19 protein-coding genes and 1 riboswitch are annotated in these 23,750 nt (G+C 30.3%); of the genes, 18 read left to right on the top strand and 1 reads right to left on the bottom strand.

Going from position 1 to position 23,750, the window contains the following annotated elements; genetic code table 11:
* Nucleotides 1–93: 93 nt before the first annotated feature.
* The 5 genes from ptsP (at nucleotide 94) to HGI79_RS04650 (ending at nucleotide 5,528) form a co-directional block, all read left to right on the top strand.
* Nucleotides 94–1,710: a phosphoenolpyruvate--protein phosphotransferase gene (gene ptsP, locus HGI79_RS04670; RefSeq protein WP_185649499.1), complete on the top strand. Its 1,617-nt coding sequence runs from the start codon at nucleotides 94–96 to the stop codon at nucleotides 1,708–1,710.
* A gap of 161 nt (nucleotides 1,711–1,871) precedes the next feature.
* The gene (locus HGI79_RS04665) at nucleotides 1,872–2,660 is read left to right on the top strand and encodes a DUF4652 domain-containing protein (RefSeq protein WP_185649498.1); all 789 of its coding nucleotides are present in this window, start codon (nucleotides 1,872–1,874) and stop codon (nucleotides 2,658–2,660) included.
* A gap of 24 nt (nucleotides 2,661–2,684) precedes the next feature.
* Nucleotides 2,685–3,980 carry a hypothetical protein gene (locus HGI79_RS04660; RefSeq protein ID WP_185649497.1) on the top strand — a complete coding sequence of 432 codons (1,296 nt, stop codon included), beginning with the start codon at nucleotides 2,685–2,687 and terminating at the stop codon, nucleotides 3,978–3,980.
* Nucleotides 3,981–4,116: 136 nt separating this feature from the next.
* Entirely contained in the window at nucleotides 4,117–4,434 is a 318-nt protein-coding gene (gene trxA, locus HGI79_RS04655) for a thioredoxin (protein WP_185649545.1), read from the top strand.
* A gap of 233 nt (nucleotides 4,435–4,667) precedes the next feature.
* Nucleotides 4,668–5,528 (top strand): NAD(P)/FAD-dependent oxidoreductase, encoded by an 861-nt coding sequence (locus tag HGI79_RS04650; protein WP_185649496.1) that lies wholly within the window; start codon nucleotides 4,668–4,670, stop codon nucleotides 5,526–5,528.
* A 359-nt stretch (nucleotides 5,529–5,887) separates the two neighbouring features.
* Here HGI79_RS04650 and HGI79_RS04645 read toward each other — a convergent pair whose 3' ends face one another.
* Nucleotides 5,888–6,415 carry a cell wall hydrolase gene (locus tag HGI79_RS04645; protein WP_207725705.1) on the bottom strand — a complete coding sequence of 176 codons (528 nt, stop codon included), beginning with the start codon at nucleotides 6,413–6,415 and terminating at the stop codon, nucleotides 5,888–5,890.
* Nucleotides 6,416–6,417: 2 nt separating this feature from the next.
* Nucleotides 6,418–6,542: riboswitch (cyclic di-AMP (ydaO/yuaA leader) on the bottom strand.
* A 136-nt stretch (nucleotides 6,543–6,678) separates the two neighbouring features.
* On the opposite strand from HGI79_RS04645, the gene cdaA reads away from it, so the two are divergent.
* From cdaA to rpiB, 13 genes are all read left to right on the top strand, one after another.
* Entirely contained in the window at nucleotides 6,679–7,527 is an 849-nt protein-coding gene (gene cdaA, locus HGI79_RS04640; protein ID WP_185649495.1) for a diadenylate cyclase CdaA, read from the top strand.
* 56 nt (nucleotides 7,528–7,583) lie between these two features.
* On the top strand, nucleotides 7,584–8,717 hold the full coding sequence (locus HGI79_RS04635; protein WP_313885179.1) for a CdaR family protein: 1,134 nt from the start codon (nucleotides 7,584–7,586) through the stop codon (nucleotides 8,715–8,717).
* Between the two features lie 2 nt (nucleotides 8,718–8,719).
* Nucleotides 8,720–10,321: an NAD(P)/FAD-dependent oxidoreductase gene (locus HGI79_RS04630; RefSeq protein WP_185649493.1), complete on the top strand. Its 1,602-nt coding sequence runs from the start codon at nucleotides 8,720–8,722 to the stop codon at nucleotides 10,319–10,321.
* 450 nt (nucleotides 10,322–10,771) lie between these two features.
* Nucleotides 10,772–12,268 (top strand): methyl-accepting chemotaxis protein, encoded by a 1,497-nt coding sequence (locus HGI79_RS04625; protein ID WP_185649492.1) that lies wholly within the window; start codon nucleotides 10,772–10,774, stop codon nucleotides 12,266–12,268.
* 110 nt (nucleotides 12,269–12,378) lie between these two features.
* Nucleotides 12,379–13,383 (top strand): ketoacyl-ACP synthase III, encoded by a 1,005-nt coding sequence (locus tag HGI79_RS04620; RefSeq protein WP_185649491.1) that lies wholly within the window; start codon nucleotides 12,379–12,381, stop codon nucleotides 13,381–13,383.
* A gap of 55 nt (nucleotides 13,384–13,438) precedes the next feature.
* Nucleotides 13,439–14,170, top strand: a complete 732-nt coding sequence (locus tag HGI79_RS04615; protein ID WP_185649490.1) for an alpha/beta fold hydrolase — start codon at nucleotides 13,439–13,441, stop codon at nucleotides 14,168–14,170.
* Nucleotides 14,171–14,637: 467 nt separating this feature from the next.
* Nucleotides 14,638–17,568, top strand: coding sequence for a sigma 54-interacting transcriptional regulator (locus tag HGI79_RS04610; RefSeq protein ID WP_185649489.1), 2,931 nt, complete (start codon nucleotides 14,638–14,640; stop codon nucleotides 17,566–17,568).
* 427 nt (nucleotides 17,569–17,995) lie between these two features.
* Nucleotides 17,996–18,454: a PTS sugar transporter subunit IIA gene (locus HGI79_RS04605; protein ID WP_185649488.1), complete on the top strand. Its 459-nt coding sequence runs from the start codon at nucleotides 17,996–17,998 to the stop codon at nucleotides 18,452–18,454.
* Between the two features lie 157 nt (nucleotides 18,455–18,611).
* Nucleotides 18,612–19,643 (top strand): zinc-binding dehydrogenase, encoded by a 1,032-nt coding sequence (locus HGI79_RS04600; RefSeq protein WP_185649487.1) that lies wholly within the window; start codon nucleotides 18,612–18,614, stop codon nucleotides 19,641–19,643.
* Between the two features lie 24 nt (nucleotides 19,644–19,667).
* Nucleotides 19,668–20,489 (top strand): transketolase, encoded by an 822-nt coding sequence (locus HGI79_RS04595; RefSeq protein WP_185649486.1) that lies wholly within the window; start codon nucleotides 19,668–19,670, stop codon nucleotides 20,487–20,489.
* Nucleotides 20,489–21,409 carry a transketolase family protein gene (locus tag HGI79_RS04590; RefSeq protein ID WP_185649485.1) on the top strand — a complete coding sequence of 307 codons (921 nt, stop codon included), beginning with the start codon at nucleotides 20,489–20,491 and terminating at the stop codon, nucleotides 21,407–21,409. The genes HGI79_RS04595 and HGI79_RS04590 overlap by 1 nt, the downstream gene beginning before the upstream one ends.
* A gap of 49 nt (nucleotides 21,410–21,458) precedes the next feature.
* Nucleotides 21,459–22,970 (top strand): phosphomannomutase/phosphoglucomutase, encoded by a 1,512-nt coding sequence (locus tag HGI79_RS04585; RefSeq protein WP_185649484.1) that lies wholly within the window; start codon nucleotides 21,459–21,461, stop codon nucleotides 22,968–22,970.
* Between the two features lie 19 nt (nucleotides 22,971–22,989).
* On the top strand, nucleotides 22,990–23,439 hold the full coding sequence (gene rpiB / locus HGI79_RS04580; protein ID WP_185649483.1) for a ribose 5-phosphate isomerase B: 450 nt from the start codon (nucleotides 22,990–22,992) through the stop codon (nucleotides 23,437–23,439).
* The last annotated feature ends 311 nt before the right edge of the window (nucleotides 23,440–23,750 follow it).

Genomic DNA, 23,750 nt, shown 5'->3' with positions numbered 1-23,750 from the left:
AAGTTGCTAAAATATATTTATGTAATATAGATAATAATGCTTAATTTTAATATAGCTTTTAATAATGAAAAAATTCAAGGAGGATATAATAAGATGAAAAAAGGTATAGCAGCTTCAAAAGGATATTCAATAGGTACAGTAGTAATAAAGGAAGACAGCGAAGTAAAAGTTGAAGAAAAGAAAATAGAAGACATACAAGGTGAAAAGGCAAGATTTGGGCAGGCTGTAGAGGCATCTAGACAACAGCTATCACAAATTAAAGAAAAAGCGGCAAGAGAAATGGGAGCAGACAAAGCTGCTGTTTTCGAAAGCCATATAATGTTATTAGATGACCCAGAATTCACTGGTGCAGTTGAAATGGGAATAGAAGGCAACAGTATAAATGCTGAAAAAGCTCTTCAAGATGTTATAGAAATGTATGCAGGAATATTTGCAGCAATGGAAGATGAATATATGAGAGAAAGAGGAGCAGACGTAAAGGACGTTGGTAAGAGAATACTTGCTAACTTAGCAGGAAAAATATCTGCTGATTCAGATGAATTGGGAGCTAACACAGTAGTTGTTGCTCATGATTTAACACCATCAGACACTGCACAATTAGATAAAAGTAAAGTAGTAGCTTTCTTAACTAACATAGGTGGAAGAACTTCTCATAGTGCAATTATGGCTAGAACTCTAGAAATACCAGCTGTAGTTGGACTACAAGATATAACCTCATCTGTTAAGAATGGCGATACTATAATAGTAGATGGTATTGAAGGTATAGCAATAGTAAATCCAGATGAAGAAACAATAAAAGCTTATGAAGCAAAGAAAGAAGCTTTTGAAAAAGAAAGAGAAGAATTAAAGAAATTAATAAGTGTTAAGACTGTAACTAAGGCTGGAAAGCGTGTAGAAGTTGTTGGAAACATAGGAAAGCCAGAAGATGTTCATCAAGTAATAGAAAATGGTGGAGACGGTGTAGGACTTTTCAGAACAGAATTCTTATACATGGATAGAGATGATATGCCAAGTGAAGAAGAACAGTTCGAGTCATATAAATATGCTGCTGAAAAATTGGAAGGAAGACCTGTTATTATAAGAACACTTGATATAGGTGGAGATAAGAAACTTCCTTATTTACCATTACCAGAAGAAATGAATCCTTTCCTAGGATACAGAGCTATAAGACTTTGTCTTGATAGAGAAGATATATTTAAAACTCAATTGAGAGCATTACTTAGAGCATCAGCTTTTGGAAATATTAAGATAATGTTCCCTATGATAGCTTCATTAGAAGAGTTCCTACAAGCTAAGGAAATACTTAAAGCCTGTATGGAAGAGCTAAGAAAAGAAGGTAAAAACTTTAACGAAAATTTAGAAACAGGAATAATGGTAGAAATACCAGCTGCTGCAGTTTATGCTGATGAACTTGCAAAGCATGTTGATTTCTTCAGTATAGGAACAAATGATTTAATACAATACACTTTAGCTGCAGATAGAATGAATGAAAAGATATCATATTTATATAACCCAATGCATCCAGCAGTTTTAAAGCTTATAAAGATGACAATAGAAGCTGCACACAAAGAAGGTAAATGGTGTGGAATGTGTGGAGAAATGGCTGGAGATGAAAAAGCTATTCCTACTTTAGTTGAATATGGATTAGATGAATTCTCAATGAGTGCATCTTCCATGTTAAGAGCAAAACAATTAATAATGGAAAACTAAAAAGTATACAAAAGCCTGAGCTAAGTAAAATCTTGGTTCAGGTTTTTTATTTGAGAAAAATTCAACTGTAAACATATATTTTAGTATATAATATAAAATATATATATAAAATTTAAGTTAAATATTTAGATAAGTTTATATAGGTTAAGGAGGAATTTATTATGAAAAACTTTAAGAATAAAAGAGTATATGCATTATGTTCTATATCAATTATAATGACTCTAGCTTTAACTGCATGTGCAGCATCTCAGAATAAAACAACTTCTAATAGTAGTAGTGAACCAACATCTCAACAACAAAATACCAGTGGTAATAATAATTCTACTACTAATGAGTCTAATAAAGAAAAAAATGAAACTAATGGAACTAATGAAATTAATGTTATTAACATGAATAATAGTAATGTGCCTAAAATAGTAAAGCAGCAGCTTGAAAAAGGATCAAAAGCAAGGTTTAATACACCGTGGAAAAGTAGTCCTTCTGGAACATATAGTGCCTGTGTAGAGGGTAAAGGACCTGAAGCCATAGAAGAAGGAGTAGGTCAGATATTTGTAAAAAATAATAGTGGAGATATATTTAGTTTTAAAATTCAAGATAACGAAAAAATTTCACCTAAGTTTATACAATGGGCTGATGGGGAGAATTTATTAGTTGTAATAGGGTCTGCACATGGAACTGTATCTAAGGGTGGAAATTTATATCTACTTAATGTTAATAGTGGTAAAATGTTTACGGTTTTAGAAATACCAGATAAAAAACAGGAAATTATGTCTGTTGAAAAAAATAATGACAGTTTAAAATTAAAAGTAAATGTTTATGATGATAACAACTATAATAAATCGCATACAGAAAATTGGACAGTGTCCTCATTTAATATAAACTTAAATAATAAGATGCAAGTGAAAAACTCAGAAGGTAAAGTTATCTTCACAATTAATTATAGTAATTAATAAGTTGACTCAGGAGCTTAATTTATGGATAAATCTAAAAAGATATACATTAAGGCTTTAGATAAATATAATAATGGATATATAGATGATGCAATACAGCTATGTGAAAAAAGTATTTCTATAGATATGACCAATGCGGCAGCTATTAATCTTAAAGGATTGCTATATTACCTCAAAGGTGATTTAGATGGTGCACAAAAACTTTGGAAAATGAACTATCAAATTAACAAAGATAGCGTATCAGAAAAATACTTAAATGATACTAAGCAAGATAAAGAAAGATTAAAAATTTATAGTCAAGCTGTGCAGCTTGTAGAGGGATTAAAAATAAATGAAGCATTAAGGTTATTAAAAGTATGTGAGGAAAGTGATTATAATTATATAAATACTAATAATTATATTACTTCCTGCTATATTAGTATAGGGGAATATGATAAGGCATTAAAACATATAGAAAATGTATTAAAACTAGATAAGACAAACGACACTGCAAAAGAAAATAGAAGAACCTTAGAGAAATACGGTGTTATCAAAAAAAATATAGATTTTAAGATCATTGCATATAGCTGTATGCTCATGGCTTGTATTGCTATATTAATTATGACTACTTTTATATATAGGAAAAAAATAAGAGATACATATGCTAGTATTAAGTATAATATTAGTAAAAGTATATCTAAAGCTAGTAAAAGTAACAAGCAAGCTCAAAATATAGAAGCAACTAAAGCTAATAGTAAAACTGATGTTAAGACAACTAATAATAATGAAAAAAATAACAAAACAGAAACAAATAAAACAGAAAAACAAAACTTTAATTCAGAAGCACTAAAAAAATATGTACAAAGTAGAAACTATGAAGGTATATATGATTTATATATGAGTTGGAAAGATAAAGAAGTACCTGACAATGACAAAGTAGTTTTGTCTACAGCATATGAAGTATTGCAAAATGAAGGCGTTAACTATTTTTATAATAATGGATGCATTTATCTTAATAATGCAAATTATTCAAATGCTAAGGATTATCTCGGGAGAGCATATAGTATAGGTAGTCAGAGTTATTTATGTTCTCATATAGTATATATGTTTGGAACCTCATATGATTTGTCAGGAGACAGGGAAAACGCTGCAAGATATTATACTGAGTATATTAATGCTTTCCCTAGTGGTGGTTATGCTGAGCAAGTATTATATAATTTGGTGACGATTTATAAAAATACAGATAAATCTAAAGCTAAAGTATATGGCGAAAAGCTAGTGCAGCTATATCCGTACTCTATTTATAATAATTCAGTAGTAAAAAGCATTATAAATAATTAAAAGCTTAAATACATATACTTTCTTTGTAAATTATAATAATATTAATGAAAAAATTGACTGTTAGAATAATATAGTATAAATTAAAATTATATAAAATTAATAGTGTTGCATATAATTATATTTGGAGGTAAAAGTAATTATGAAAGAAATAAAAGATACAAGTTTTCATGAAATAATTAATGCTTCATCAACTCCTGTAGTTGTTGACTTTTGGGCTACCTGGTGTGGACCATGTAAAATGTTAGCTCCTATATTTGAAGAACTATCAAATGAACTTAAAGGCAAAGCAGATTTCTACAAATTGAATGTTGATGAGAACCCTGTAGCTTCAACACAGTATAAAGTGTCAAGCATACCTACTATTATAGTATTTAAAAATGGAAAAGTAGCTGAGACATTAGTTGGGTTTAGACCAAAAGAGGCTATTAAGAGCTTGATAGAAAAACATATCTAAATGTATTGAGATAGGATGGCAAATTAGTATTGTATTAGTTTGCCATTTTATATATATGTAAAGTTAAATAAAGTGAAACTTGAATCAGATGGGGTTTTGACCCCACCTGATTCTTAGTTGAATGAATACAGGGACGTAGTTGCTCTTTACTCCCACTTTGGAGAAGATGGGAGTATTAGAGCGGGTAGTCATCGGATAAAATTTACAAGAATTGATGAGAGGTGTGAAAATTTTTGAATAACAGGTATGACATAGCTATAATTGGCAGTGGTCCAGCGGGATTAGCAGCTGCCATTAATGCAAAAATAAGAAATAAAAATATAATTATATTTGGATATAAAGACCTAAGCAACAAGCTTGTAAAGGCACCTAAAGTAAATAATTATTTAGGTTTTTACGATGTTACTGGTAATGAGCTGAAAGCACAATTTGAAAAACACATAAATTCTATGAATATAAGCATTACTTATGAAAGAGTAAATAATGTATACGCCATGGGAGAATATTTTGCACTAGCAGTAAACGATAAAATGTATGAAGCAAAAGCAGTTATTATAGCAACAGGAATGGAGTACACAAAACCTATTAAAGGTGAAGAAGAGTTTCTAGGAAAAGGCGTAGGATACTGTGCTACTTGTGATGCTCCACTGTATAGAGGAAAAATAGTAACAATTATAGGTTATAATAAAGAAGCAGAAGAAGAAGCAAACTATGTAAGCGAGCTAACTGATAAACTTTATTATATACCCATGTATAATGGAACTTATGACTTAAGAACTAGTATACAAATAGTTAAGGATAAACCAGCAGAAATACACGGAGAAGATAGGGTTAAAAAATTAATTTTAAAAAATGGTGAAATTATTACAGATGGAATATTTGTATTGAAGGATAGTGTAGCACCAAGCCAACTTGTGCCAGGACTATTAATGGAGGATGAACATATCCAGGTAGATTTAAATATGAATACAAATATTCGGGGATGTTTTGCAGCTGGGGACTGTGTGAGTAAGCCATATCAGTATTTAAAAGCGGCAGGGCAAGGGCAAACCGCAGCACTAAATGCAGTACTGTATTTAAACTCTTTGGAATAATGTAGCGGTTATAAACCCAAAACTTTACGTATGCCCCCGGGATATGTTACCAGTTATTCGGCACTATAAATACTTTTTATGAGTCTAAAGTTCAGATTTGAGAAAAAGCTAAGAACCTAGATAAACTCGCTTCGCTGAAACATATCTAGGTTCTAAGTTTTTTTCTCAAATCTGAGCTAAGACTCATTAAAAAAGTATTTAAATGTGCCTTCACAACTGGTAACATATCCCTATGAATAAGTAAAATTTTTGATTTGAAACCTTTTGGAATTAATATAAATAACCCTATACACCAATTTTAGTGTATAGGGTTATTTATATATGTGCTTAGCTATATATTAGCTAAAGAAAGGATATGTCTAGTTAACTACAAAGAATACATGATTTCCAATGGTTTTAATATTTTTCTTATTTATGTTTTTCATCCATTGAGATGTTGCTATCCTTGGGTTATAAAAGAAAACTGCCTTTTCTGTAGGGTCTTCTCCTTTCAAAGCTTCAAATACGGCTTTATAGCTACTCTCATCAGCAGTTACGTTTATGTTACCGTTTCTTATACATGAAAAAGCACCTTTTTGTTTTATTACGCCTTCTATTGTTTTAGGAAACTCAGGATATCTCACTCGATTTAGAATTACTGAAGCTACTGCTACTTTACCTTCAAAAGGTTCACAGTTACTTTCAGCATAAACTACTTTAGCCATTAAATGAATATCATCCTGAGTAACATAGATTTTCTGACCAGAATAGTTGAAAACTTGAACTATTTGGTCTTGTTGATTGAACAAGGTTGAGTCAACAGTATTAGGGTCTTTTGCATTTACCTTATTTGTAGAAAAAAATAAAAATGTAAATAAAAAACCTATAAAGAAAATAATTTTTTTCAATATAATCCTCTCCTTTTACCTACGGGGTTAGCTGACGGGTTCGGTAAAGGCATAACCTACGTATAAAACGATTCACCCCAAAATCTTGGTTTCCCCGCGTTTAATAAAACTTAGGCTAATGGTATTATACCCGTTAAAGAAAAAATAATACAAAACATAAAAAATTTTTTAATAATTTATAAAATCAAATTTTCATTTGATATAAACAATATTAAATAGTGTATAATTGTAAATAGATATTATTTTTCAGGGTGGTGAAGTGGGTGGAAATACTGGACATAGTAGTTAACTCTATAAAAAATATTAGTATATCTTCTGTAATGGATATACTAGCGGTATCTTATATTTTTTACAAAAGTTACATGTTGATAAAGGAAACAAGAGCTGAACAGCTTTTAAAGGGAATAATACTTATTATTTTACTTATTCCTGTAAGTAGTTTTTTAAATTTAACTATGCTTAATTGGATATTAACAAAAACGATAACAATAGGTGTACTGTCTTTCATTATAATATTTCAACCGGAAATTCGTAGAGTATTAGAACATTTAGGAAGAAGTGCATTTAGTGATAAACATATATTAGAAGATGAGGAAACTATGGAAAGAGTGGTAACTGAAATTGTCAGTTCTATTGAAAATCTATCAAAAAGTAGAACTGGTGCTTTAATAATAGTAGAACAGTTAACTGGACTTGGAGATATAATCAACACAGGCACAAAACTAGATGCTTTAGTTTCCACAGAATTGTTAGAAAATATATTTGTAGTAAATACTCCACTACATGATGGAGCTGCAGTAATAAGAAATGATAGGATAATATCTGCAGGCTGTTTTTTACCTCTGACTAATAACACAGAATTAAATAAAAAGCTTGGTACTAGACACAGAGCTGCTATAGGTATCTCAGAAAATTCTGATGCATTAATAATAGTTGTGTCAGAAGAAACAGGTATTGTATCCCTTGCAGTGAATGGAGTTTTAACAAGAAATTATAATAAGGATAGACTAAAAGATATTTTAATTAGAATAATTAAAAGAAGACAACATAAAAAGCTAACCTTTAGAGAGCGGGTGATGGAGTGGAAGAAAAGGCTAAAAACCGACAATTAATTATCAAAATTTGTTGTGTAATAGCTTCCTTCGTTTTATGGCTGTATATCTTTAATGTGGAGAATCCAATAAGAGAGCGGAAAATAACTGTACCAGTTCAGGTTATAAATAAGGATGTACTGACTCAAGCTAAACTAGTTCCAGTAGGTATTGAGGCATTAAATGTAAGTATTACTATAAGAGGAAACGCTTTAGATATATACTCTATAAAAGCAGAAGATTTTCAACTGCAATCAGATTTAAATGCTTATGTAGTTAGAAAAGGTGAAAATAAAATACCAGTAGAAATTAAAAAGAGTCCCAATAATATAAGAATTGTAAATACGGATAACTTATGGGTCAGCATAATTTTGGAAGATTTAAAACAAAAGGTGGTTCCAGTAAAGGTAACTTTAGATGGAAAGATTAAGCAAGGTTTTTTTGCTCTTCAGCCAGTTATAAAGACTACAGAAGTTCAAGTAAATGGACCAGCAGATATAGTATCTGCAGTAAATGATGTTATAGTAAAATGTGACATAACAGGATTGTCTAAGGATATAAACGGTATGCTAATTCCTAATGCGGAGGATAAGTCTGGGAATATCATAAAGGGTGTGAATATAGTTCCAAATTCTGTAGAGGTGATAATACCTATTAAAAAGACGAAAAGCGTGCCAATTAATGTAAAAACAAAGGGAACTCTAAATAATGGTGGAAAAATAAAAGCTATAGTTCCTACTATAGCATATGTGGATATTGCTGGAGATGATGATGTAATATCTGGTATAGCAAGTTTAGATACAGAGCCTATAGATTTAAATAAGCTAGTAGATAAAGATACAGTAGAGTCTAAAATTATAGTTCCTAAAGGTGTAATTCTTGTAAATAATAACAGTATAATTAAAGTTAAAATTAATTTTGATAAAGGTACTCAAAAACAATTTAATCTAGATATACAGACAAAGAATCTTGGGGATAACTATAATGTAAGTCTAAGTAATAGTAAAGTTAACATAACTGTTGCTGGAACAGAAGAGGTTATAAATAATCTTAAACAAGAAGATATAACTTGTTTTGTTGATTTATCATCGTTAAACGAAGGTGATCATACTGTAAATGTAACTGTTAACCTTCCTGACGGGGTAACAAAGGTTGCACAAGATCCTACAAATATTAAAGTAACTATAAGCAAAAAAGTTATTGGAGGATAAAAATGTCAATTAGAATAAGTAATGTTGTAATAGATATAGAAGAAAATGTAGAAGACTTAAAAAGAAAGGTTGGTAAAAAACTAAGGTTACCAGTAGAAAATATAAAAAAGTTTAAGATATTAAAAGAATCTGTAGATGCAAGGAAAAAAGATAGTATAAAGTATAACTATACGGTGGAAATAGAATGCGAAAATGAATTAAAGCTTATTCAGAAAGTAAAAGATAAAGATGTAAGATTGGAAGAAGAAAAGCTTAAAGAGGAATTTAAATTTGGAACTAAGAAGATGGAGTTCAGACCAGTAATAATTGGTATGGGTCCTGCAGGTATGTTTGCAGGCCTTTTAATGGCTCAGCGAGGATATAAGCCACTTATTGTTGAAAGAGGAGAAAAAGTTGAGGATAGAACTAATACAATAAATAAATTCTGGAATACAGGAGAGCTAAATGTTGAATCCAATGTACAATTTGGGGAAGGTGGAGCTGGAACCTTTTCTGATGGGAAACTTACAACCAGAATAAAAGATATTAGATGTGATTATGTACTAGATGAGCTTGTAAAAAGTGGAGCACCTGAGGAAATTGTGTATAGCGGGAAGCCTCATGTAGGAACAGACATACTAAAAGAAGTAGTAAAAAATATAAGAGAAAAGATAATAGAGCTTGGAGGAGAGATAAGATTTAATTCTAGACTGGAGGATATAGTAGTTAAGGATAAAAGGCTAAAAGGAATTATAGTAAATGGAGAAGAAATCCCTTGTGAAGCATTAATACTAGCAATAGGGCACAGTTCAAGAGATACCTACGAGATGTTATACAAAAGAGATATATTTATGGAACCTAAAGCTTTTGCTATAGGTGTAAGAGCTGAACATTCTCAGAAGATGATTAATTTTAATCAATATGGAAAATATGCAGAGCACCCAAGACTTAAGGCAGCAGATTATAGGCTTACACATACAACCAAAAGCACTGGAAGGGCTGTATATAGTTTCTGTATGTGTCCAGGAGGGGAAGTTGTAGCGGCAGCTTCAGAAGAAGGTAGAGTTGTAACCAATGGTATGAGCTATTTTAGCAGAGATAAAGATAACGCTAATGCTGCTATAGTAGTAACTGTAGGAGAAGGAGATTTTGAAGGAAACTCACCACTTAAAGGTATGGAATTCCAAAGGCATTACGAGAGGCTAGCGTATTTGCTAGGAGGAGAAGGGTATAAGGCACCAATTCAATTAGTTGGTGATTTCCTAGAAGACAGAGTATCTTCTAAATTGGGTAACATAAAACCAAGTTATACACCGGGTTATGAATTTAGAGACTTAAGACAGTGTTTGCCTAGTTATATTACTGAATCCATAAAAGAAGGCTTAATTAATTTTGATAACAAAATAAAAGGATTTGCAGCAAAGGATACCGTTCTAACTGGAATAGAGACAAGAACATCTGCTCCAGTTAGAATAACTAGAAATGAAAAGCTTCAAAGTATTAGTGTAGAGGGCTTATATCCTGCTGGTGAAGGAGCAGGCTTTGCTGGTGGTATAGTATCAGCAGCTGTAGATGGGTTGAAAACGGCTGAGAGTATAATGAAAGATTACAAACCATTATATTAAGCATTCTAGCAAGTATTTAAAAATTACATTTTATGTATATGTTTTAATATGTACATAAAATGTAATTTTTTAGCGTTTATTTTTTTACTTCCTACGACAACTATTATAACACTGGAGGTTTTACCTATTTTAATATTATTAAAAAATAGAAGGTATGTTGCAGATATAATTGAAAAATATTCGAACCAATATACTTTTAATAGGGGGGAAAACAAAGGAAATTAAGGGAAATTGTAAATTAAACACATAAAATGTTAACATTAATTAATATAAGTTAACAAAATAATAATGCAATTTATAGAGGAATTTCAAAATATTTTGTAGAATACTATAAAATGTAATATGAAAATAAGGATGGTAACTATATTCTACGTATATATAAAATTCACATAAATTTTATATATGGATATATTAGATACATTAGATACATTAAATATAAGGAGGATTATTATGAAATTAGATGTATTAAAAGGTGAAGAAAAACAAATGAACTTTGTTATGTTTTGGGCAAATATTATAATACCCCTTTTAGGATTTATTTGGGTAAGATTTTTTGAAGGTGGAAACTCAAGAGATGCCATAGTCTTCTTAATGGCAATAGGTGGTGTGCTTGTAAAGATATTCGAAAAAATACTTAAAGAATATGCAAAATATTTTTATGTATCATTTATGCCTATAGCAGGAGCAATAACTATAGCATACGCAGGTGATGGACTTTATAGTGCAATGACCCAAGCTTATTTTGTTGTACTAATATTATCTATTGCTTACTATGATAAAACTGTTGTAATTGCAAATGCAGTTATAACGATAGCCTTTAATTTAGTATTTGCAATAATATACACAAAACAATTTTTACTAATGGATGATATACCAATATGGATATTTATTATGTTTGAATTCATGTTAGCAGCTACGATAGCTACTATCATAGCAAGTAGAACTTATAAATTATTTGAAAATGTTGAATTAAAAGAAAAAGAAACATCTCAGTTATTTAATTACCAAGAAAAAATAATGGAAAATGTAAGACAAGTATTTAATACACTAAAAAGTACATCTGGTAATATTTATAAATCATTAGATCAATTTAGTGAAATCTCACATCAAATTGCAAGATCTTCACAGGAAATTGCTGCTGGTTCAATCATTCAAACAGAGGAAGCAACAGGAAGCTTAGATATATTTAATGAATTAGCTGAAAAGATTATAAGTGCAGAAAATAAAGTTAACAAAACAGTTGAAAGTATGAATAACTTAAAACAAAATGATGATTTAGGAATGACATCAATTGAAGAGCTTTCAAATAAATTTGGTGAAAATACAAAAGCTACAGAAGATGTATTTAAAGAAATAAATAAGTTATCAGAAAAATCCAATTCAATAGGCAGCATAATAGAGACAATTAATGGAATTGCAGAACAGACTAATTTACTTGCATTAAATGCTGCTATAGAAGCTGCAAGAGCAGGAGAGTCTGGACGTGGTTTTGCAGTGGTAGCAGATGAAATAAGAAAACTTGCTGAACAATCCTCAGATTCAACTCATAAGGTAGACAATATTTTAGTTGAGATAATAAATATAATTGAAAAAACACAAAATACTATGAAATATAATAAAAACATTGTAAAAGAATCGAATGAAAAATTAAATATTACAGTAAATTCCTTCAAAAATATTGTACTATCTTCGGAAGATGTAATTAATATAATAAATGTATTAAATAGTGAACTGAAGAATATAAAGGAGTTAAAAGATAACCTATTAGAATCCATGGAGAAGTTAGCATCTATTTCTGAACAAGCTGCATCATCTACGGAAGAAGTTAGTGCTTCTACAGAAGAACAAGCAGCTTCAGTTGAAAATATTGTTAAATCCATGGATGAAGTTCAAGATATAATTGGTAATTTGTCAAAAATATTAAATGAAAACATAAAAGAAGTTTAAAACATAAAACAAACTAAAAAAAATATAATTATGCTATTCTTCAATATATGAAACTAAAGAACTTTTATATTTAATAATCTAAATTTTTTAAGTGATGGAGGTATACAAAAATGAGACTTCATAATGCAATTATTAAAGGTGTGTCTTATTATCATCCTGAAAATAGCGTAGACAATAGCTACTTTCTAGAACATTTTCAAAAACAAGGTCAAGATATCAGTGGTTTACTCAAAGTTACAGGAAGAGAGAGTAGATATATTTCAAATGATACTGATGAAACAGTACTTACTATGAGTATTAATGCTGTTAACAAAGTTTTAGAAAAAACTAAAATTAAACCATCTCAATTAAATTTAATAGCTTTTTCTTCGGGAACACCTGAATACATTACTCCTAGTAATGCTATAAAGATTCACGATTCAATAAGAGCTGGTCAAAAAGCAGCAGTATATGATATAAATGCTAGTTGCGTGGGTATGCTTGTTGCTTTAGAGCAAGTTAGCAGAATTATGAGAAATAACTTAAATATAAAGTATGCACTTATTGCTGGTTCTGACCAGTTTAATAGATATTCAAGATTTGATGAAGCTATACCTTATTCAAATTTTGGTGATTCTGCTTGTGCGATTATATTGGAAAATATATCAAATACTGATAGGGGATTCATAGATTCAGATTTTTATACAAATTCAAGTAATCATGATAAAATTGTTTTACCTGCTAAAGGTTTATCTTCTACTATTCACAACAATGAACTGGAAATAAAAGATAAATTAGTTAAGTGGACGCCTTTTGATGTTGATGGTGCATTTTTTAGTGCTAAAATTACTATAGAAGAATTGCTTTTTAGAAATAGCCTTACTAAAAAAGATATAAAAAAATATTTTGTTTCACAATTTGCTAAAGCAAGTATGGAACAGATATGCAATGAATTGGGAGAAGATATGGAAAAATTTGTATTTGTTGGTAATGAATTTGGATATACAGGTACCACTAGTCCAATTTTAGCTTATGCAAAAGCAGTTGAGAATAATGAGCTTAACATAGGGGATAATGTGATTTTTTGGTCTGTAGGGGCTGGCACAACTTGTTGTGGTATTTTGTATAAATATTAATATAAATGTAAAATTATTAAAAAATAAAACTTAAGGGTATTGGGGGAACTATATATTGTATAACAAAATTAATGGTATTAATTATGAGCTTATTGAAAATTCATCAAGTAAAGAAAATCTAGTATTTGTTCATGGTTCAGGTTGTAACCATAAATTTTTAAGACCACTAGCTAAAAAATTAAAGGATTTTAACTGCTATCTAATAGATCTACCTGATCATGGTAAATCAGATAATAGAAATTGCACTAAGGTAGAGGATTATGTTGATGCAGTTGCAGAATTTGTAGCTACTTTAGATAATGTTACAATAATAGGACACTCCTTAGGAGGTACTATATGTTTAGGAGTTGCAGCTAAGTCTATACCTACAGTTAAAAAAAATGTTATTATAAGTTCTGGTGCTAAATTTGATAAATTAGATCAGAAAATTCATAATATGGTTAAAAATCGAAAAGTAAATTGGCTTTATCTTATTAAATGCCTTGGTTCTTACTCTAATTTAGATGTATTGATGGATTTTTTAACTTTTGAGCCATCAAAAGTAATTATCAAAGATTTTGATATAGATATAAGGCTTGATTTAGAAAATGTTATGAGTAATATTAATGTTCCAACACTTATTATGGCAGGCAGTGATGATATCTTGACGTTACCAGAATATTCGCATAAAATGCATTCAGGAATTAAAGATTCAGAATTAATTATGATTCCCAATGTTAGGCATATGCTGCCAGTTGCTAAAAGTACATATGTAGCTCAATTAGTTAGTGAATTTATACATAAATAGCAAGTGAATTTTTGACTATTTATTACTTTTTTGATGACCTCTTTTTGTTATTAGATTTGGTCGGCGAAACAAACTTCTATTTTAACAAAAGGTGGTCTTTTTCTACATACTCATCGCTAAAGCTCTTCTGAACACACCTGCATAGCTAGTGGTTTTCAATATAAAATTTAGTTCTTTATATAAGCATATAAAAGGCTTATACATATCTTTTGATCAAACTTTTTTATAAACCAACAGATATTTTACGATGTGTGCAGTTTCATCTATTGTATAATCCATTTGGTATTCATGTAGATAAGATAACAAATATAAGTTGGAATAAAGTGTTTTAAGAGAGGAAGGATAACAACATAATCATTATTAATAGTGGAATATTTAGTGTATAATATTAAGTTATAGCATAGACTAGAACAAAATATGCCGTTTTGTGGTATAATAATTGCTAACACAATAAATAGGTGAGGTTTATGGAAAAAATAAAAAGAATAATCGAAAAAGAAGACAAAAAAAATCCTTATACTGATGAAGAAATTTCTAAAATGTTAAATATAACTAGAGGTGAGGTGATTAGTTTAAGAAAGTCTCTAAATATAGGTGATTCTAGAGAGAGAAGAAAAAGTTTATTGCAAGATGAAATTATAAAAATATTAGAAAATAATTCTAGAATTTCAGAAAGAAATTTAGCTGAAGAATTAAATAATAGAGGATTTAAGGTATCGAGAAACATTGTATCAAGATTTTTAAAGGATACAAGATTAGATAACTTTAATAATGATAGTTTTCAAGAAGAAAGTTTAGAAGAAGTTGAAGTAAGCAATAAAGAGGATGTGGTAGAGCATGAATCTTTTGATACGCTAATTGGATCAAAAGGAAGCTTAAGACCTAAAATGGAACAGGCTAAGGCAGCAATTTTATATCCTCCTAATGGATTGCACACTTTAATTTATGGTGAAACCGGGGTAGGAAAGAGTGAGCTAGCAGAATGTATGTATAAATTTGCTGTAGAGTCAGGAGTGAAAGCTAAAGATGCACCTTTTGTTGTATTTAATTGTGCAGATTATGCAGAAAATGCAAATCTCTTGCTAGCACAGTTATTTGGTTATGTAAAAGGAGCGTATACTGGTGCAGAGGTTAACAAGGAGGGGCTAGTTGAAAAGGCAGATAAGGGAATACTTTTTTTAGATGAAATACACAGATTACCGCCAGAAGGACAAGAAATACTATTTTCATTAATTGATAGAGGAAAGTTTAGAAGACTTGGAGAGACTCAGAATACAAGAACTGTAAACGTAATGTTAATAGGAGCCACTACCGAAGCTCCAGAATCTAGTTTATTGATAACTTTTAGAAGAAGAATACCAATGTTGATTGAGTTACCATCATTAGAGGAAAGGCCTCTTTCGGAAAGATATGAAATAATCAGAGAATTTTTTTCAAAAGAATCGTCAAGGATTAATAGAAATATTGTTGTAAAGTCAGAAGTGATTAAAAGTTTAATGCTTTATAATTGTACAGGTAATATAGGTCAACTTAGAAGTGATATTCAAGTTGCTTGTGCTAGAAGCTTTTTAAACACTATGTATAATAAGAATAAAAATGTTATAGTAAACGTTTTTGACTTACCCAATCATGTGAAAAATGAATTGCTTAAAATTAAAAAAAGAGGTCCAGAAATAGAAGAGTATATAGGTCATGACTTAGTTGTAAATCCAGATGATCTTAATAAAATACTCTATAAAAAAGATAGATATATGCTGCCTAATAAGATATATCAGTTTATTGAAAAAAAATTTATTGAGCTTGAAAGAGAAGGTTTGAAGAAAGATGAAATAAATGAGATTGTTGGAGAACAAGTAGAAATAGAATTAAAAAAATTTGCTAGAAGTTTTAAAGTAAATAGCTATATGTCTAGAACAGAATTAGAAGGAGTAGTTGATCAGGCTGTTATAGAAACCGTGGAAAAGTCAATAGTTATTGCAAAAGAACATCTAGGAAATATTCAAGAAAATCTTTTTTATTCTTTAGCAATTCATTTAAATGAAGCTTATTATAGAATAAAAAGTGGAAGAATAATAAACAATCCTCAATTAGGAAAGATAATAAGAGAGCGTAAAACTGAGTATGAAGTTGCAGAACTTATAGCAAATCAATTAAGTGCAGATTTACAAATTGCAATACCTAAGGATGAAATCGGTTTTATAGCAATGTACCTAGGTGCCTTTCGTAAAGAAAATTATAGTAGTACGGGAAGAGTTAGAGTGATTATACTTACACATGGCCATGTTGCTTGCGGAATTGCTGAAGTAGCAAATAAACTTTTAGGTGTTGATAACGCAGTAGGTATAGAGATGGCATTAGATGAGAGTCCTGAAAAAGCTCTTGAAAGGACTTTAGAATTAGTTGAGAAGACTAATGAAGGAAAAGGTTGCATTATACTGATAGATATGGGTTCACTAATTACATTTGGAGAAATTATAACTAAAAGAACAGGAATTTTAACAAAAACTATAGGTAGAGTTGATACGGTTTTAGCGCTAGAAGTAGTAAGAAGAGCTTGTATTGAAGAAAATACTTTAGATGAAATAATTAATGCAGTATCTGACAACAAAAACTATGTAGGAAAAATGCAAGGTACAAAGTATATTAAAAAGCTGCCTAAAACCATAGTAACTGTTTGTATAACAGGAGAAGGTACTGCCTTAAATATAAAAAGATATATTGAGGATTTAGTTCCAGAAGTACGAAATGAAGTTAACATAATTCCGTTAGGAATAATAAATGTAGAGCATATTACAGATGAAATCTATAAATTGAGTGAACAAAATAATATTGTAGCTGTAGTTGGAACAGTAAACATCAACATAGATAATATTCCATTTATATCTTTTGAAGAAGTTATTGAAGGTTCTGGAATAAATAGTATAAAAAGTATATTAGGAGTTAATGAAAAGAGTTCAAATGGATTACAAGAGATTATTAACGAAGATTTAATTCTATGTAATTTGAAAGCAGCATCAAAAAATGAAGTAATAGATATATTAGTTAATGTGCTAAGAAGTAAAGAAATTGTAGATGAAGAATTCATGCTAAGTGTATATAAAAGGGAAACGCTAGGAACGACACTTTTCCACAATGAAATAGCTATACCACATGGATTTCCACAGCATGTAAATAAATCAGCAATAGCAATTGCAAAATTACAAGAACCTATTGAATGGGAAGGCGGACAAAAGACCTCTATTGTGATATTAATTGCAATTAAGGAAGATGGAAAAAATAATTTACTTCAGCTATTTAAGATGTTATCTAATGAAGAGGTAAGAAAACTTTTAAGGAAATCAAGTAATAGAAGAGAAATATTAAATATTCTTTCAAGTAGTACAAACTATATAACATAGTTAATGTAAAAATTTAAAAAGAAAGAAGTTTAACAGCATTTCACAAAACTTAATTAGTGAAATGCTGTTTTTTATTTAGCACAATTTATACCAAGTTTATAATTGATAACAAAACTATGTTTCAAATAATGAACTCAATATTCCAACTAGTATATTAAATAAATAGAAGTGAAATATCAACTCCAACTTTTATATACTATTAGGCTTTAATATATACATAGTTAAAATAATTTTTTTAGAATAACACTAAAGTTATAATTATATTTTCATTGGTTTTACATAGGCTATCATAGCTTTATCATGGCATAAATAGGGCAATTTATAGGATTAAGTATATATAAACATCAACTATTATTTTAAATAAAACAAATTAAGCCAGGAGTTTGGCACAAGAAATGCTTATAGATATTAATGAGGAGGTGAGGTTATGGAACTTATAGATTTTATTAAAAACGGTGTTGTTATAACAAACTTAGAGGCTAGCAGTAAAGAAGATGTTTTTAAAGTTCTACATGATAAGCTTTATGATAATGGAAATGTAAGAGAAAGTTTTTATGATGGTCTAGTAAAAAGAGAAGAAGTTTTTCCAACAGGATTGTTGCTAAATAAATACAACGTAGCTATTCCACATACAGATGCTGAACATGTTCTAAACTCATGTATTGCAGTAGCAACATTAAAAGAACCGGTTACATTTCAATGTATGGAGGACCAGGATAAATCACTAGATGTAAGAGTAGTATTTATGCTAGCTATGGGGGAAGCACACAGTCATATTGAGATGCTTCAAAAACTAGTTGGATTAATACAAAACAATGGATTTTTAGAAAATATACTACAGGCAACGGATGAACATTTAGTTATTCAAGAAATAACTAAATGTTAGAAAACAAAACAAAGAAAAACTATGATAGTGTACTAACATGATAATAAATATATCTTCGTGATAACTGAGAAATATGAGTATTATAGTTAAATTTAAAATAACTGAAAATTGAAGTAAAAGAATAATAGAATTCAAAATTTATAAGGAGTGATAAATAATGAAGGCCTTAGTTAAAAAAGAAAAAGGTTATGGAAACATGCAGCTAGTTGATATGGAGGACCCTACTATAAATGAAGATCAAGTTAAGATCAAGGTTGAATACTCAGGAATATGTGGATCAGATATTCATTCTTTCAAAGGAGAGTATAACAATATAAAACCTCCAGTTGTATTAGGTCACGAATTTTCAGGAATAGTAACAGAAATAGGTGACAATGTAAAAGGAATTAAAGTAGGAGATAGAGTAACTAGTGAAACCACCTTTCATATATGTGGTGAATGTGATTATTGCAAAACAGGAGACTATAATTTATGTTCCAGCAGAAAAGGACTTGGTACTCAGGTAAACGGAAGTTTTGCTGAATATGTTGTAGCTAGGAAGGAAAGTGTTCATATTTTACCTGAAAATGTTGATCTACTTTCAGCGGCATTAACAGAACCTTTAGCATGTTGCACTCATCCAGTTATAGAAAAAACAAATATAGAGATAGGCGAATATGTGTTAATTTTTGGACCAGGTCCTATAGGTCTTCTACTAGCTCAAGTAGCCAAGGCTAAGGGAGCATACACTGTTTTAGCAGGAATAAGTAAAGATAGAGAGAGAATGGAACTTGCAAAAAAACTTGGAGTAGATAGAACTATAGATATCCAAGAAGAAAATATAGAAGAAACTATAAAAGAGTTGACAAAGGGATATGGTGTAGATAAAGTATTTGATTGTTCAGGATCAATACATGCAACTAACTCTGGTCTCAACCTGTTAAGAAAAAAAGGAACTTTAGTTCAAGTAGGTATATTTGCAAAATCTCTTAATGAATTAGATGAAGAAAAAGTAATTCAAAAAGAACTGATTTATGTAGGAAGTAGAAGTCAAAAACCAACTTCTTGGGATTTAGCCTTACATCTTCTAAATACTGGAAAAGTTAATGCTAAAGATCTTGTAAGTAAGGTTTATAGTTTAGAACAATGGGAAGAAGCATTTAACAAGGTCATGAGTGGTGAAGAAATAAAAGTGGTATTAAAGCCTTAAATAAAATAATAGGAGGGAAAAACTATGAATACATCAGAAATAAAAGAAGTAGCTAAAAAAGTTAGAATTGACATTATAGAAATGCTTGCAGCATCAGGATCAGGACATCCAGGAGGATCATTATCAATAGCGGATATATTAACTTTACTATACTTTGATAAGATGAAAATAAAAGTAGAGGATCCAAAATGGGAAGACAGAGACAGATTAGTGCTATCAAAAGGACATGCAGCACCAGCTCTTTATGCAGTATTAGCTGAAAAAGAGTACTTTGATAAAATTTATTTAAAAACTCTTAGACAGGTTCATTCTATATTACAAGGACATCCAGATGTAAAATCAACACCAGGAGTTGATATGACTACAGGCTCATTAGGTCAAGGATTATCAGCTGCAAATGGAATAGCGCTGGCAGGTAAGTTAGATAATAAAGATTATAAAGTTTATGTTGTTTTAGGTGATGGAGAGTTACAAGAAGGACAAGTATGGGAAGCAGCTATGTCAGCAGCTCATTATAAATTAGATAATGTATTAGCTTTTGTAGATAACAATGGATTGCAAATAGATGGACGTAATGAAGATGTAATGAATGTTAACCCAATAACAGATAAGTTTGCTGCTTTTGGATGGAATGTAATATGTGCCAATGGACATGATTTAGAAGATTTAAGTAGAGCCATAGATATAGCAAAAACAGTAAAAGGTAAACCTACAGTTATAATAGCAAAAACAGTAAAAGGAAAGGGAGTTTCATTTATGGAAAATGAAGCAGGATGGCATGGAGTTGCTCCTAACGATGAGCAAACACAAGCTGCTATTGAAGAATTAAAAGGAGGGGAAAAATAATGAGTAAAGCAACTAGAGAAGCTTACGGACAAATATTAGCAGAATTAGGTATTGAAAATAAAAATATAGTAGCACTTGATGCAGATCTATCAAAGTCAACTAAAAGTGCAGATTTCCAAAAGAAAAATCCTGAAAGGTTTTTTAATATGGGGATAGCAGAAGCAGATATGATAGGTACAGCGGCTGGCTTAGCCACATGCGGTAAAATACCATTTGCTAGTACGTTTGCAATGTTTGCAGCAGGAAGAGCTTATGAACAAATAAGAAATTCAGTAGCTTATCCAAAATTAAATGTGAAAATAGCTGCGAGTCATGCTGGAATAACTGTAGGGGAAGATGGTGCAACTCATCAACCTATAGAAGACATATCACTAATGAGAGGAATACCTAACATGGTAGTTTTAAATCCAAGTGATGATATTGAAACAAGAGCAGCAGTAATAGCAGCAGCAGAGTATAAAGGTCCAGTTTATATAAGATTAGGTAGAATGGCAGTACCTACACTACATGATGAAAGTTATAAATTTGAGATAGGAAAAGGTGAAATACTAAAAGAAGGAAAAGATGTAGCTATAATTGCAACTGGAATTATGGTATCTATGGCATTAGAGGCAGCAAAGGAGTTAGAGAAAGATGGCATAAGCGCAGCTGTAGTAAATATACCAACAATAAAACCGATAGATAGTGAACTAATTGCTAAATTAGCTAAAGAAATAGGAAAAATAGTTACAGCAGAAGAGCATAGTGTTATTGGAGGACTGGGTTCAGCAGTTTGTGAAGTTATATGTAAAAGTCATCCAGCAGTAGTAAAAATGGTAGGAATAAATGATACTTTCGGACAATCTGGAAAACCAAAGGATTTACTTAAATATTATGAGTTAACTCCTGAAAAGATAGCAGAAACAGCTAAGTCATTCTAAACACTAAGCGCCTATAAATAAACAAGCTTGATTAAATGGGGTGATATCAATGCTAAAAGAACTGCATAAGTTACAAAATAGAACAGATGTAAGGGGAATTGCAATTAGTTATGATGAAAAGCAAGTAAACTTAACTCCAGATTCTGCAAAGCTTATAGCTTATGGCTTTTTAAAATGGTTAGAAGGCAAAAGCAATATAAAGGCTAAGGAATTAAAAATAGCTATTGGAATGGATTCAAGGTTATCTGGACCCGAATTAAAGTCTTGTATTATACAAGAATTAAGCAGTCTAGAATGTACCGTATATGATTGTGGAATGAGTACAACTCCAGCAATGTTTATGACTACAGTGTTAGAAGAGTTTTGTTGTGATGGAGCCATAATGATAACTGCTAGCCATCTTCCTTATTATTATAATGGATTAAAGTTTTTTACTAAACAAGGTGGATGCGAAAAAGAAGACATTAAAAGCATAATTGATATAGCAGTTTCAAAAAGATGTAGTTTTTCTGGTAAAGGGAAAGTAGTTACTATTGATTTTATTGAAGAGTACTCTAAAGTATTAGTTAACATGATTAGAAAAGGTGTTTCATCAAAAAAAGATTATTGTAAACCTTTATCTGGTTTTAAAATTGTTATTGATGCTGGGAATGGAGCAGGTGGTTTTTTTGCAGATAAAGTACTAAAGACTTTAGGTGCAGATATTTCTGGAAGTCAATTTATGGAGCCAGATGGTAGATTTCCTAATCATATACCTAATCCAGAAGCTAAGGAAGCTATGAACTCAATTAGAGAAGCTGTACTAAAGAATAATGCAGATCTAGGCATAATTTTTGATGCAGATGTAGATAGAGCTGCTATTGTAGATTCAAATGGTAGAGAAATAAATAAAAATGCTCTTATAGCTTTAGTTTCTTCAATAATTTTAGAAGAACACCCAAAGTCAATAATAGTGACAGATTCAGTAACTTCAACTGGATTAGCTGAATTTATTAGTAATCTAGGGGGAACACACCATAGATTTAAAAGAGGGTACAAAAATGTAATAAACGAAGCAATAAAAATTAATAACCAAGGGAAATCATGTCATTTAGCTATAGAAACATCAGGGCATGCTGCATTAAAGGAAAATTATTTCTTAGATGATGGTGCATATTTGATATCAAAGATATTAGTGAAAATGGCAAGGTTAAGCTTAGAAGGAAAAAAAATCGAGAGTTTAATAGAAAATCTAAAAATACCTTATGAAAGTTTAGAGTTCAGGATTACAATTAAAAATGATAACTTTAAAGAATATGGTACTAATATAATAAAAGAATTAGAAAACTATGTTGAAGAAACTGAAGGTTGGGATTTGGTAGCTAATAATTATGAAGGTGTTAGGGTAGCTTGCAATAAGTCTAGCGGAAATGGGTGGTTTTTACTAAGACTGTCTTTACATGAACCTATTTTAGCATTAAATATAGAATCTGATTCCTGTAATGGAGCTAAGAGCATTATGGATAAGCTAACAGTATTTTTATATAGGTATGACAAATTAGATGTAACGAATTTTAAATAATTTAAGAGGTGATTTAACTATGATAGCTTTAGGTTGTGACCACGGTGGGTATGAATTAAAGGAAGAAATAAAGAAGCATCTAGAAGAAAAGGGTATTAAATATAACGATTATGGAACACATTCAAAGGAGTCAGTAGACTACCCAAAATTTTCTTTAAAGGTTGCTGAAAGTGTAGCTAATGGTGAAAGTAACTATGGAATTATTTGTTGTGGAACAGGAATTGGAGTTTCTATCGTTGCTAATAAAGTGCCAGGAATTAGAGCTGCAGTTGTAGGAGATGTATTTAGTGCAAAGGCAACAAAAGAGCATAATAATACAAATGTAGTTTGTTTAGGAGCTAGAGTAACAGGTGGAGGATTGGCTTTGCTAATAATAGATGAATGGTTAAATGCTAAATTTCAAGGTGGACGACATCAAAATAGATTAGATCAGTTAGATGAAATTGAAAATAAATATCGTAGAAAGTAGCCTTTATGCTAGTAATATATTAAATTATCATAAAACTAGAGGGTATAAAAATATTAGGCATATTTTATAGAATAAATTAGACCAAAGACTCAGAATAAAATATACCATCAATATATATTACTTCGATTGAAGAAAAAATCTGTAGATGTTATAAATTATAATAAAGTATTTCTATTGAAACAGAGCTCTGTAGAATTATATATTAGTGAAAAAACAAATTAAGCCAAAGTTTTGGCATGAAAAATGCTATAAAGTATTATAGGACAAAATAAACTTACATTTGCTCCAAGCTCAAATGAAAATGTTTTCTT

The sequence above is a fragment of the Clostridium sp. DJ247 genome (assembly GCF_014231265.1).
Note: the sequence above shows the minus strand (reverse complement) of the source record. Positions and strands in the feature narration are given on the sequence as shown.

What these genes read in the sequence shown, in the direction of transcription:
- HGI79_RS04595 (WP_185649486.1), top strand. Translation starts at nt 19,668, where the DNA reads ATGAATACATCAGAAATAAAAGAAGTAGCTAAAAAAGTTAGAATTGAC.
- HGI79_RS04605 (WP_185649488.1), top strand. Translation starts at nt 17,996, where the DNA reads ATGGAACTTATAGATTTTATTAAAAACGGTGTTGTTATAACAAACTTA.
- HGI79_RS04630 (WP_185649493.1), top strand. Translation starts at nt 8,720, where the DNA reads ATGTCAATTAGAATAAGTAATGTTGTAATAGATATAGAAGAAAATGTA.
- HGI79_RS04600 (WP_185649487.1), top strand. Translation starts at nt 18,612, where the DNA reads ATGAAGGCCTTAGTTAAAAAAGAAAAAGGTTATGGAAACATGCAGCTA.
- HGI79_RS04625 (WP_185649492.1), top strand. Translation starts at nt 10,772, where the DNA reads ATGAAATTAGATGTATTAAAAGGTGAAGAAAAACAAATGAACTTTGTT.
- ptsP (WP_185649499.1), top strand. Translation starts at nt 94, where the DNA reads ATGAAAAAAGGTATAGCAGCTTCAAAAGGATATTCAATAGGTACAGTA.
- HGI79_RS04585 (WP_185649484.1), top strand. Translation starts at nt 21,459, where the DNA reads ATGCTAAAAGAACTGCATAAGTTACAAAATAGAACAGATGTAAGGGGA.
- HGI79_RS04590 (WP_185649485.1), top strand. Translation starts at nt 20,489, where the DNA reads ATGAGTAAAGCAACTAGAGAAGCTTACGGACAAATATTAGCAGAATTA.
- HGI79_RS04610 (WP_185649489.1), top strand. Translation starts at nt 14,638, where the DNA reads ATGGAAAAAATAAAAAGAATAATCGAAAAAGAAGACAAAAAAAATCCT.
- HGI79_RS04660 (WP_185649497.1), top strand. Translation starts at nt 2,685, where the DNA reads ATGGATAAATCTAAAAAGATATACATTAAGGCTTTAGATAAATATAAT.
- HGI79_RS04665 (WP_185649498.1), top strand. Translation starts at nt 1,872, where the DNA reads ATGAAAAACTTTAAGAATAAAAGAGTATATGCATTATGTTCTATATCA.
- HGI79_RS04620 (WP_185649491.1), top strand. Translation starts at nt 12,379, where the DNA reads ATGAGACTTCATAATGCAATTATTAAAGGTGTGTCTTATTATCATCCT.
- rpiB (WP_185649483.1), top strand. Translation starts at nt 22,990, where the DNA reads ATGATAGCTTTAGGTTGTGACCACGGTGGGTATGAATTAAAGGAAGAA.